The following is a 10764-nucleotide window of genomic DNA, read 5'->3' as shown; positions in this document are numbered from 1 at the left end:
ATATTGGGGCTTTTGTTTTGTTATAAGTAAGAAGTGAAGTTTTTCTTTTACATTTTATTTACTGAAGTTAATGGTATTCAAAATAAATAATTCAATGAAAGATAATTTGGCCGTTTTTCGATGATAAATTCAGGAAACAACATTCTAAGAATAAGTATAAGGCAGGAAAAATGTTATTTTTAAATATTTAAAAATAAATAAGTTAAAGGGTTTAATCCAGTCAAGGTAACTATGCGGGACATTCAACTTCTTGCACCAGATCTTTTTATATACTGGTTAAATAGTGAAAAAGACATAAAAAAAGCTCCAAATCATTGATTTTAAGCTTTTTATTCGTGACCCCAGAGATACATATTTCAAACTATTTTATTCAGGACTTAAAGAAATTGACATATTATCAAGTAAATTTATAAGATAATTTTTAATAGTATTTCTTTAACTTTATAATCTAATTTATTCTTGAAAAGAGCATAAACCAATTCCATTCCCAAGTTTTTCCATTGTCATTAGAGAATGCCTGCCCCCAAACCGGATTGTCAGCATCTGTACGATCATATTGAAATTGAACTATAATTTCTTTTCCATTAATAATTTCTTTTCCAAAAAAAAGACCTATATTATTTTCAAAAGAGCCTAATAATGGTTGATCAAGTATTCCAAAAATACTATCTGCCCAATATAAACTCCACAGTTTTGTTACGGGATTAAACAATCTTAATGCAAATGCTTCAATTGGTTGTTGTTTTGAATCACACATATAATGTTTTTCAATATTACTAATACCTGTTAACAGCAATTCTGTTGTTTTTGAACCTTCTATATCAACCCATTCTTTACAATTATTAAATCTTTCTTTTAATTTTCTGTGATGAACATTATGGTTACCAATTAAAAATGAATAATCAGATGAATTGGAACTGGATGACGGCTTAATTTCTAAAGTTCCATCTACCAAAAAAGTAGGTGTTTGTGCCAGTAATGGGTAATTATTATTGTTTGTCATAATGCTCTTTATTTTGATTTAAAAGGACCCACTTATTTTGTGTTGTAATTAATTCCTGCATTGCTTTTTTTAAAGCGTTTGGTATATTATTAATGGCTTTTTGCTTTGCTTCGTATTCTTCTATATCCTGGAAGTTTGTTATTGTAACCAATAAATTTTTATCTTGAAAAACGGGTAATCTCGGAAAATCATTTTCAGTCATTTCACTAACCCAAATCGAAATATCTTCAATATTTATTGTTTTTAAAAAAGGAATATAAGCAGTGTCAAATAATTCTATTGTTTTCTTAATTGTACTATTACAAATATAAAAATCAATTACTGTGACTGCTTTGTCAGTTTTTAATGTTGCTGTTTTATGTAAAGGTTTTAATAAATAAACATTATCAGAGTTAATTATCATTTCATTTGCTCCCTTACCATATTCTTTCCAGGTTGGACTATCAATATAAAAATCGTTTAAAAATTTAACTCTTGTTTTCATATCTGTAAAACCACGAAACCATACAAATCTGTCGTTGACTTCATTGATTTTAAATTCTCCCAATGTATGTCCGCCCAATTCAGTCATAGGCGAAACAAATTTTGAGTGAAAATAATGTCTGAATGTATCAGCCATATCTGGTTTTAATAAATAATTACGAAGTTCCAGTACTTCAATATTTTCTAGATCCTGAGGAGCTGAATTATTCATATCATTTTTTTTTACTTTTTGAGCATTTAATAAAATTGGTTTACAAGAGACCAAAATAATTATTGCGATTAGGGTTATGGAATTAAAAAGTTTTGACTTCATTGGTATTGTTTTTTATATGTCCAGGAATAGTAGTTATGGTTATCGTCAATTAAAAAAACTATTTTGTTATAAAGATTATACCAATACTGTTTGACTTAGCAGTTTCAAGTATTAAAACCACACTGCAGCTGTATCCCTTTCCAACATTTTTGCTTTTCTAATCATTACTTAATAAGTTGAAATTTCCTGTAAAGATAAAATTATGATATCTTTGTTGCAAGTACATACAATTTTGTATCGTAGTTACTAAAAGTATACTAATGTTGATTATCAATGATTTAAAAAAAATAAAAAAATGGAAAAAAAAATTAGAATTGCTTATTGCCCTGTTGATTATGCGTTTCAAAGAATAGGCGGAAAATATAAAGGAAGGATTTTATGGTATTTAAAAGATACTTTATTAAGGTATGGTGAACTTAAAAGAGTAGTAGAAGGGATAACTCCTAAGATGCTTACGCAAACACTTAAAGAGTTGGAAGCTGATCAATTAATTTCCAGGAAAGTATATCCTGAAGTTCCGCCTCGTGTTGAATATTCACTTACTGAAACTGGAACTGAATTAATTCCTTTTATAAATCAAATGCGAATATGGGGAGAAAAGCAAATGTCATTGAATTGAGTTTTGAGAAAACAATCCAATAAAAACAGATCCAGAAGTATGAAGACAAAGAGAATTTTTCTCTTTGTCCTGTAGAGTGGCCCAGAAATACAATTTTCAAACCATTTTCTCCAGGATTTGAAGAACTAGGCATACTTACTGCTAAAATTAAAGATGTATTAATTACTCTTTTTCATCTAATAACATTTGTTTAACATCATTTAATTCTACTATTTTTGATTCACTTACTTTTGGGTATTCTAAATCCATTTCATCTAAAGCATGAATAATCGCTGAGGCAATTGCAATTCGGGCGTAGGATTTATTATCGGCCGGAATAACATACCATGGAGATTTTTTAGTCGAGGTATTTTTGATTAATTCTTCGTACGCGTACATATAATCGTCCCAATAACCTCTTTCCCTGGCATCAGCGGCACTGAACTTCCAATTTTTATCGGGATTATTTACCCGCTCTATAAATCTCTTTTTCTGCTCTTGTTTAGAAACATTCAGGAAAAACTTAATTACAACTGTTCCGTTTCTGGTTAAATATTTTTCAAAATTTCGGATATCTTCAAAACGATTTTCCCAAATATCTTCAGAAATTAATTTTTTAGGGATTTTTTGACTCTCTAATATCTCTTTGTGTACACGAACGACCAATACTTCTTCATAATAAGAGCGGTTAAAAATTCCTATGCGTCCTCTCTCTGGCAAATGTTTCTGGCAACGCCATAAAAAATCATGATCTAATTCCTCTGAACTTGGCCCTTTAAAAGAGGAGACCTGACAGCCTTGTGGGTTTATACCGGACATTACGTGTTTGATTGCACCGTCTTTTCCAGCCGCATCCATGGCCTGAAAAATAAGAAGTACTGACCATTTATCCTGAGCATACAAAATGTCCTGCATGGTTGACAGCGCATTAACACCCATTTTCAGAGTTTTTTTCACTAAAGATTTTCCTTCCTCACCTAATTCGAAATTAGCGTTGGTTTTATAATCCTTAAGTTTAAAATTTTTGCCGTCTCCAACACAATATTGTTCTGAAAATTGCCTGGCTCGCTGCAAAAGATCTTTCTTACTTAAAACTTTTGACTGCTTTGGGGCATTGGATTTTTGCTTATTATCTTTTGACATAGTTAGTTCATGTTTTATGGTTAAACGAGGTATGCATCAATAATTAAACTCATTTTATATGGAAGCTATATCTTTTGTATACAAACGGATTTACCATTCACCATTACATCAACCAGTCCTAAATTTTCATTAAAAGTTGTTCTTACATAACTACCCTTAACAACTACAACAGCACCATAAATTTTTCCACTTTTTTCTGATGTAAAATTAAATACTACCCTTTTGTTATCAGGGCTAATACTAAGTTCGTAACTTGTAAATTCAGTGTTTTTTATAGCAAATTCCTGTTTCGTGTCAATTATTTTATCACCAACGTAAAAATTGACAACCTTATCGCTTAAGCTTATATCGGGATAATATTCATTAACTTTTTTCAGCAATTCATATTGCGCTGCATTTGCATTCTCACTTTTAGATGCAATATTTTGTGAAAATGAAGCGATTGAAAACATAAAACCTAGTATTAAAATGTACTTTTTCATAATGTTGATTTTTAATTATTAAAAAAACAGGTTTAAATTATTAAGCAATTTACGAATAATTTTTATAAACAACTATAAAACAAGTAGTTGTGTTTTGCTTGTAATGATATTTGGGATGCTTTCGCTTAGTGCTCCTATTCATAAAAGGGTAATACCTGTTAGGGATTGATAGGTATTATAAAACAAGTAATAAGGTTGGATAATTATCTTAGGGGAACAACATATCTGCTTAAAGGATTTGGAGTGCAATAAATCCCAGATGATAGGAGGGAAGAGGGCAACCATTATACAAGTTGCACACTCAACGGTTTATAATTAATCTTTATATTTGATAATTAAATTAATAAAATGAGCGAAAAAACGAAACCGTATGCCTTAATAACTGGCGCCAGCAAAGGCATTGGAAAAGCTATTGCTTATGAATTGGCTAAACAGGGTTATCCACTATTGCTTGTTGCAAGAAGTGACGAGGAATTAAAAGCACTATCTGATGATCTCCAAGTTAAATACGACATCAATGCTCTCATTTTATCGATTGATCTTTCGGCAAATGGTGCATCGCTAAAAGTAACCGATTGGATAAAAAGGAATAACTATCCTGTTGGCTTTTTAGTTAATAATGCGGGTTATGGTGTTTGGGGCGATTTTAGTCAGTCTTCTTTAACCGATCAGCTTGGCATGATGCAGCTTAATATGAATGTAGTTGTAGAACTTTCGCATTTATTAATACCCATACTTTCACAAGAAAAACAAGCTTACATTTTAAATATATCGAGTACTGCTGCCTACCAGGCTGTACCTACGCTGGCTGTTTATTCGGCTACAAAGGCTTTTGTTTTATCTTTTACCCGTGCCTTGCGTTTTGAACTTGCACAGACTTCAATTTCAGTAACCTGTTTTAGTCCGGGCCCGGTTGATACTGGTTTTGCTTCAAGAGCTGGTTTAGATGCTTTTAGCAAAATGGCTGAAAAGTTTAATATGCAGCCTGATGAAGTTGCAAAAATGGCAGTAAAAGCCATGTTCAGCAAAAAATCAGAAGTTATTCCGGGTTTTACCAATATTATTTCGGTTTATGCCAACCGTGTACTACCAAAGGCTTTTATCGAAAAAACCGCAGCCGGGATTTATAAAATTTAATTTTTTCAAAAAAAAAATAAAAAAAAATTCTTTGCAAATGAGAAATTATATTACATTTGCATAAATGTCTACTAGTTCTATAGAGTATATCTAATATGAAAAATGAGTTTAATTTTACTAAAGATCGAATGCACGCCAGCACTATGCGAATGTGTTGCTGTTGTTGCTGTTGCAAATCACTTAGATAAAATTACAAACACTATTTTTTCAATTATTAAATATATTTATTATGGTATCTTCTTATAAAACTTTTACCCTTACTGAGCAATTAACTAATGAGCAAATTGACTTTTTTAACGAACATGGCTTTATCCATTTCAAAAAATTTATAAACCCGGAAACGGTTTCATCCATCATTGATGCATCAAAACAAGTGGAGCAAAAATGGATTGACAACGACCTTCAAAAAGTAAATGGTGTTCCAATTAAATATGGAAAAGATTTAGATGGCTCTTCTATTGTACAACGTTTTGCTTTTATCAATCAACATCATCAAACCTTAAGCGGTCTTTTACTTGATCCGAGATTTAATAGTTTATTACCATTGGCAGGCGAGGGCGCAAGATTAGGAACTGAAGAAAAAGACGGAATGGTTTTTAATCATTATATCAATGGGCCAGAAAGTAAGTTTACTAAAATGGGTTGGCATACAGACGGTTTGAGAGATATTTTTTATGGTGGAAAATTAAACCCGATGCTAAATGTGGGTATTCACTTAAGCACTTTACAACCCGAAAACGGCGGTCTTAAAATCATTCCGGGTACACACAAGCAAAGTATTTATCAAATGCTTTTCCGTAAAAAGTACTTTTTAGATAATAAACCCGATCCGCAGGAAGTTTCCATCACTCCGGAAGCCGGAGATTTAACCATTCACGATGGCCGTTTGTGGCACAGAGTGGCAGAATCAACTATCCGTGGCGAAGAAAGCAGAAGGAGAGTTATTTATGTTCCAATTATAGCCGGAAAATATGCTCCTAAAGATGAGAACAGCCCAACGGTTTTCTATCAACGTTTTGCAGGTATTGTTAAATAATTATGCTGATTGTCCTCGCATTTAGTTATCTGGTTAGATCAGGTAAGCTAAAAAGAACCACGGATTTTTTTAAAAATACGCAACGCAAAATAAAATTGAAAATTATAAAACTAGAATTGGCTTACTCTCAGGCTTAGTAATATTGTTTTATTAATGGGAAAAGAAACACAGATTGAAGGGTATAGTGCAATTGCACAAAGAACATTTTCAGACCGTCAGCGAACTAATATTTTAAAAAAAGCAGAACAGTTAACCATTGTATTTTTGCTTCCAAAAGTGCCTAAATTCATTTCGCCAAACGTGCTTACTTTAATGGGTACACTAGGTTCGGGATTGGTTTTTTTAGCTTTTGTTTTAGGTGCTTATGTAGCAAATTGGTATTTGCTTTTGGGTATTTTCGGATTGGCTATAAATTGGTTAGGCGATTCTTTAGACGGAAGATTGGCTTATTATAGAAATATTCCACGTCGTTGGTATGGTTTTGCACTCGATATTATTGCCGATTGGATTGGTATTGTACTTATAGGCTTTGGCTACTACATTTATGCTGAAAATGGCACACAAATAGTAGCCTTTGCTTTTGTCGCCTTGTATGGATGGTCTATCATCATCAGCCAGTTACGCTACAAAATTACAAATGAATATAGTATAGATTCCGGCTTTGTTGGCCCAACAGAACTTCGATTTATTATTGCGTTCATTTTAATTGCAGAAGTTTTATTTCCGGGATCAATTACTTATCTGGCTGGTTTAATCACTATTATATTGGTTATAATTAATATCATAGATAGCGTAAAACTTTTAAAGCTGGGCGATTTAAAAGATAAAAACCAGGTCTGATATGTTCCCGAAAAAATCCATAATCACCTTTCTTCAGGCACAAGTTGCGGCATTTTTGGGAGGCATTACCGATTATGGTTTAATGATTTTATTAACAGAAGTATTTAAATTACATTTTACCTTTTCTATTCTAATCTCCGGAACCGTTGGCGCCATTATCAATTTCAGCATCAATAGATTTTGGGTGTTTAAAAATCAATCCGGTTATAGCAGCCACCTCAATAGTCAGCTTTTTAAATTTGCGTTGGTGGTATTGGGAAGCATTTCCTTAAAATCATTTGGCACGCTTATTTTGCAAAAATCATTTCAAATCGATTATAGAATCGGAAGATTAATCACGGATAGTTTTGTTTCTTATGGATTCAATTATCCATTGATTAAATATTGGGTTTTTAAGGTAAATGAAAAACAGAATGTAATCGAATCAAATTAATTCGTGTAGTTAAAAAAAAGTAATTTAACACATAGTCCCGAAGCCTCGGGATAGATTCGTAAAAAGAATATAAAAAAGAGACTAGTTTCTTTACAAATAGCTATGTTTTTTTAAGCTAGTGAAACGCCTTTTTTAAGCGTCCCAAATCTATGTTTCTATGTGTTTAAAATAATCGCACCCAACTGGGTTCTATAAAAATTTCGTTTATGAATAAATTATCCTTTAAATATTTTACAAAATCACTAATCGTTATAACGATCTTAGTAAATATACTTTCTGGAAATATATTGGCACAATCCAAAAATCCATCGCCATTACATTTTCCAACGCCTAAAAACATTGATAATATGCTGTTTTATATTCAGCGGGACCCAAATACAAACACTGCTATTTATGCCATAAACTACCAGGAAAATGGAAAAATAAACAAAAGCAATCCTATAAAAGCGTACTGGATTCGATATGCTGAGAAAGGAGAAAAAGAAGATTTTAATTATATACAACGCAAATTTGCCTACGGAATAGAAAGTAAATTCTTAAATAATGAGGAGTTTGAGTTTCAATTTGTATCGTATAAAAAGTTACCCTTAACCTTAAAAAAGATAGATTCAGATCAAAAATATCATGTTTTTGTAAATGTAAACCAGAAAAAAATACAGGTAGAAAAAATATTTGTGCGCATTGAAGGCGGTTCTTTTTGGTTACCCAATGTAAAGTACGCCGAAGTTACCGGAATTGATGCTTCGTCAAATAAAACAATTACGGAAAGAATGTTATTGAAATAAGACAGACGTCATCAAAAATTATAATTTACGCAGTTTTACAGCCAATCAAACTATCTTCTTCGACAGCCATCTTTAGTATATCACGTAATTCATTTAAATTTTCTATTTCACCAAATTTTTGCAATTCATCTAAATCCTCTTGCTCGAAATATTTTATTATCTGCAATAAAGTATCGATTCCTTTAATCACTCGGGAAGGATCAAACAACAAACTTTCGATTTTTCCATTCACTTCTGTTGTACTTTCACCATAATCTCCATTAGCAAGTACATAAAACATAAATAGGTTAAGATAGTCCTCATAAATTTCGTAGGTATATCCTAGATCAACATTTTTGAGTTTATCTAGTGACCTAATGCCTCCGTAAAATGATTTTGAATTATCGCTTAGTCTAAATTTTTCTTTGGCCTCAAAATCTACTTGAAATATTCCCAAAATGGAGTTTACACTTTTAATATAACTCATATCTTTTTTATAAACCTCTATATATGTGTAAACACCCATTATTTAAAATTTAATATAATACTTAAAACTATTCGAAGTAATAAGCTAATATAAATAAATTATAGCTGTATGATGTGAAATTGCACGTAATAATAAAAGTAAAGTAAAGAAGAATTTCAAATATTCTACATCTTAAGTTTTAACCCGATCGCCTGGATATGCGCAACGATAGTGCGGAAATTCTTTCCGTGTTCGTTCCTGATATATTATAAAAACTGAATTATCCCAAAAAAAACCTAATAATTTGAAAAGTTACCATTTTTTGGTAACTTAGCTAAAAAAATTATGGGACGAAATACTTCTATATCGCTTGGTAATCATTTCGAAAGTTTTATCGAACATAGTGTAAATGATGGAAGATTCAATAACGCAAGTGAAGTTATCAGAGCCGGTCTTCGACTTTTAGAAGATGAGGAAAATAAAATTGTAGCTTTAAGAAAAGCGATCAATGATGGAATTGAAAGTGGACGTGCAGTTGATTTTGATGCTAAAAAACATCTTGAAATTTTAAAAGCAAGAAGAAAATCAAATGGCTAACTATTATTTAACAAATAAAGCTGTTGATGACTTATCTGAAATTTGGGATTATACAATCGAAACCTGGTCTGAAATGCAAGCTGAAAAGTACTATGATTTACTTTTGGCATCATGTTATGATTTAGCAAATAATCCAGAACTTGGTAGAAACTATGATATAGTAACGAAAGGTATATTAGGGTTTAAATCGGGTGAACATATTATCTTCTATTCAATTATATCACAGAACGAAATAGAAATCGCAAGAATTCTTCATGGAATGATGGATTTAAAAAGTAAACTATAAGGAACCTCAAATTACAGCTACTACAACGGATTTGGGCAATTGGCTTAATGGAAAGTTGGTTTTGTATTTGTGAGAATTTGTCAAATCCTACTAATGTGCTTAATTTAGTCCCAAACTCGCTTTAGTAGCGGAACGTTGGCGGTATTCTAAAAATGAATCTTAAAAAATAAAATATTGAATATAATCCAACCAATACTTGAAATTTTTGGTTACATAACATTAATCTCATTTATAGTTACTTTTTGTTATACTTTATTTATATTAATTCAGAGAGACTTCGATAATAACCTTGTTGAAATGATTTCCGAAAATAAATACTTTGGTTATTCATTATTATTAACTGTAATTTCATTTGTCTCAATTTTTTCTTTATTTTCAATGAAAACAAAAATATATAGAGAGAATACTAATGAAATATTTAGCAGTTATGATTCATCAAAAGATAAATTATATGTCAATAATGTTCATGTAAAAAATGATTCCTTAATTTTTATTTTTAAAAACATAGAAAAAGCATCTGACGGAAGAAATACGGGAAAAACTGAAATCAACATTAAATTATTAAAAAATAAAAAAGCAAAATACATAATGCTTTTACGGGATTTCAGATATCCGAAAAAATATTGGGTTCATCTAAAAGAATCTGAAATTGACAAGAAAGGTATTTGTATAGGTGAAATCAATACTAGCCAATTTGACGAAATTGAAAAAGAATAGATATTAAACCTGCCACTAACAGCTATTACAACGGATTTTGGCAATAGGCTTAATGGAAAGATGGTTTTGTATTTAGGATTATTTGACAAATCCGAAGAATCGGCTTAATTTCGTCCCAAACCCGCTGTAGTACCAGAACGTTATAGCCAATGCAAAAAAGCGCAGAAATACAAAGAGATATTCTAAATGATTAAAATTTACCCCAGCTCTCCGAAGTCTTCCTTATGAAAAGCTGCGCAATCCCGAAAGCCTTCGGGACTGACTTTGTGCAATTTTTTTGTTCCTTAGAAATTCTACACCTGATAAAAGTCTCCCGACTTTTTATTGTTAGTTCTTATTATTGTCGTGGATTTTTTACATTCAGGAGAAATGTTCTAAGAAAATTAGTTTTAAAGTCGGAGACTTTGAGAAGTTTTCGTTTTTTCAAGTACATTTGTTTGAAATGGCGCAAAGTCAGAGACATTTA

Annotated in this window: 14 protein-coding genes; 9 read left to right on the top strand and 5 right to left on the bottom strand. The window is 31.3% G+C overall.

Features of this window, described 5'->3' with window-relative positions; translation table 11 throughout:
• Positions 1 to 448: 448 nt before the first annotated feature.
• Entirely contained in the window at positions 449 to 1003 is a 555-nt protein-coding gene (locus tag AC6CH4_RS25720) for a hypothetical protein (protein WP_498108158.1), read from the bottom strand.
• Positions 990 to 1799 (bottom strand): hypothetical protein, encoded by an 810-nt coding sequence (locus AC6CH4_RS25715; RefSeq protein WP_498108156.1) that lies wholly within the window; start codon positions 1797 to 1799, stop codon positions 990 to 992. Before AC6CH4_RS25715 ends, AC6CH4_RS25720 begins: the two co-directional genes overlap by 14 nt.
• Positions 1800 to 2094: 295 nt before the next feature.
• Between AC6CH4_RS25715 and AC6CH4_RS25710 the strand changes: the two genes are divergently transcribed.
• Positions 2095 to 2418 carry a winged helix-turn-helix transcriptional regulator gene (locus AC6CH4_RS25710; RefSeq protein WP_498108154.1) on the top strand — a complete coding sequence of 108 codons (324 nt, stop codon included), beginning with the start codon at positions 2095 to 2097 and terminating at the stop codon, positions 2416 to 2418.
• Positions 2419 to 2580: 162 nt separating this feature from the next.
• On the opposite strand, the gene AC6CH4_RS25705 is transcribed toward AC6CH4_RS25710, so the two are convergent.
• Positions 2581 to 3540, bottom strand: coding sequence for a polyphosphate kinase 2 family protein (locus AC6CH4_RS25705; RefSeq protein WP_498108152.1), 960 nt, complete (start codon positions 3538 to 3540; stop codon positions 2581 to 2583).
• A 65-nt stretch (positions 3541 to 3605) separates the two neighbouring features.
• A complete protein-coding gene (locus tag AC6CH4_RS25700; protein ID WP_498108150.1) occupies positions 3606 to 4022 on the bottom strand; it encodes a hypothetical protein in 417 nt (138 codons plus the stop codon).
• Between the two features lie 348 nt (positions 4023 to 4370).
• On the opposite strand from AC6CH4_RS25700, the gene AC6CH4_RS25695 reads away from it, so the two are divergent.
• The 5 genes from AC6CH4_RS25695 (at position 4371) to AC6CH4_RS25675 (ending at position 8253) form a co-directional block, all read left to right on the top strand.
• A complete protein-coding gene (locus tag AC6CH4_RS25695) occupies positions 4371 to 5159 on the top strand; it encodes an SDR family NAD(P)-dependent oxidoreductase (protein WP_498108148.1) in 789 nt (262 codons plus the stop codon).
• A gap of 229 nt (positions 5160 to 5388) precedes the next feature.
• On the top strand, positions 5389 to 6195 hold the full coding sequence (locus AC6CH4_RS25690) for a phytanoyl-CoA dioxygenase family protein (RefSeq protein ID WP_498108146.1): 807 nt from the start codon (positions 5389 to 5391) through the stop codon (positions 6193 to 6195).
• Positions 6196 to 6348: 153 nt separating this feature from the next.
• Entirely contained in the window at positions 6349 to 7035 is a 687-nt protein-coding gene (locus tag AC6CH4_RS25685) for a CDP-alcohol phosphatidyltransferase family protein (RefSeq protein WP_498108144.1), read from the top strand.
• Position 7036: 1 nt separating this feature from the next.
• Positions 7037 to 7468: a GtrA family protein gene (locus AC6CH4_RS25680; protein ID WP_498108142.1), complete on the top strand. Its 432-nt coding sequence runs from the start codon at positions 7037 to 7039 to the stop codon at positions 7466 to 7468.
• Positions 7469 to 7674: 206 nt separating this feature from the next.
• The gene (locus AC6CH4_RS25675) at positions 7675 to 8253 is read left to right on the top strand and encodes a DUF4833 domain-containing protein (RefSeq protein WP_498108140.1); all 579 of its coding nucleotides are present in this window, start codon (positions 7675 to 7677) and stop codon (positions 8251 to 8253) included.
• Positions 8254 to 8278: 25 nt separating this feature from the next.
• Here AC6CH4_RS25675 and AC6CH4_RS25670 read toward each other — a convergent pair whose 3' ends face one another.
• A complete protein-coding gene (locus AC6CH4_RS25670) occupies positions 8279 to 8758 on the bottom strand; it encodes a hypothetical protein (protein ID WP_498108138.1) in 480 nt (159 codons plus the stop codon).
• Between the two features lie 285 nt (positions 8759 to 9043).
• Between AC6CH4_RS25670 and AC6CH4_RS25665 the strand changes: the two genes are divergently transcribed.
• The 3 genes from AC6CH4_RS25665 (at position 9044) to AC6CH4_RS25655 (ending at position 10298) form a co-directional block, all read left to right on the top strand.
• A complete protein-coding gene (locus AC6CH4_RS25665; protein WP_498108136.1) occupies positions 9044 to 9295 on the top strand; it encodes a type II toxin-antitoxin system ParD family antitoxin in 252 nt (83 codons plus the stop codon).
• Entirely contained in the window at positions 9288 to 9581 is a 294-nt protein-coding gene (locus tag AC6CH4_RS25660; RefSeq protein WP_498108134.1) for a type II toxin-antitoxin system RelE/ParE family toxin, read from the top strand. The genes AC6CH4_RS25665 and AC6CH4_RS25660 overlap by 8 nt, the downstream gene beginning before the upstream one ends.
• Before the next feature lie 174 nt (positions 9582 to 9755).
• A complete protein-coding gene (locus tag AC6CH4_RS25655; protein ID WP_498108132.1) occupies positions 9756 to 10298 on the top strand; it encodes a hypothetical protein in 543 nt (180 codons plus the stop codon).
• The last annotated feature ends 466 nt before the right edge of the window (positions 10299 to 10764 follow it).

Source organism: Flavobacterium sp. GQ95, from assembly GCF_059758655.1.
Note: the sequence above shows the minus strand (reverse complement) of the source record. Positions and strands in the feature narration are given on the sequence as shown.

Excerpts from the sequence above, each read along its gene's own strand:
- AC6CH4_RS25720 (WP_498108158.1), bottom strand. The coding sequence starts at position 1,003 with ATGACAAACAATAATAATTACCCATTACTGGCACAAACACCTACTTTT.
- AC6CH4_RS25715 (WP_498108156.1), bottom strand. The coding sequence starts at position 1,799 with ATGAAGTCAAAACTTTTTAATTCCATAACCCTAATCGCAATAATTATT.
- AC6CH4_RS25710 (WP_498108154.1), top strand. The coding sequence starts at position 2,095 with ATGGAAAAAAAAATTAGAATTGCTTATTGCCCTGTTGATTATGCGTTT.
- AC6CH4_RS25705 (WP_498108152.1), bottom strand. The coding sequence starts at position 3,540 with ATGTCAAAAGATAATAAGCAAAAATCCAATGCCCCAAAGCAGTCAAAA.
- AC6CH4_RS25700 (WP_498108150.1), bottom strand. The coding sequence starts at position 4,022 with ATGAAAAAGTACATTTTAATACTAGGTTTTATGTTTTCAATCGCTTCA.
- AC6CH4_RS25695 (WP_498108148.1), top strand. The coding sequence starts at position 4,371 with ATGAGCGAAAAAACGAAACCGTATGCCTTAATAACTGGCGCCAGCAAA.
- AC6CH4_RS25690 (WP_498108146.1), top strand. The coding sequence starts at position 5,389 with ATGGTATCTTCTTATAAAACTTTTACCCTTACTGAGCAATTAACTAAT.
- AC6CH4_RS25685 (WP_498108144.1), top strand. The coding sequence starts at position 6,349 with ATGGGAAAAGAAACACAGATTGAAGGGTATAGTGCAATTGCACAAAGA.
- AC6CH4_RS25680 (WP_498108142.1), top strand. The coding sequence starts at position 7,037 with ATGTTCCCGAAAAAATCCATAATCACCTTTCTTCAGGCACAAGTTGCG.
- AC6CH4_RS25675 (WP_498108140.1), top strand. The coding sequence starts at position 7,675 with ATGAATAAATTATCCTTTAAATATTTTACAAAATCACTAATCGTTATA.
- AC6CH4_RS25670 (WP_498108138.1), bottom strand. The coding sequence starts at position 8,758 with ATGGGTGTTTACACATATATAGAGGTTTATAAAAAAGATATGAGTTAT.
- AC6CH4_RS25665 (WP_498108136.1), top strand. The coding sequence starts at position 9,044 with ATGGGACGAAATACTTCTATATCGCTTGGTAATCATTTCGAAAGTTTT.
- AC6CH4_RS25660 (WP_498108134.1), top strand. The coding sequence starts at position 9,288 with ATGGCTAACTATTATTTAACAAATAAAGCTGTTGATGACTTATCTGAA.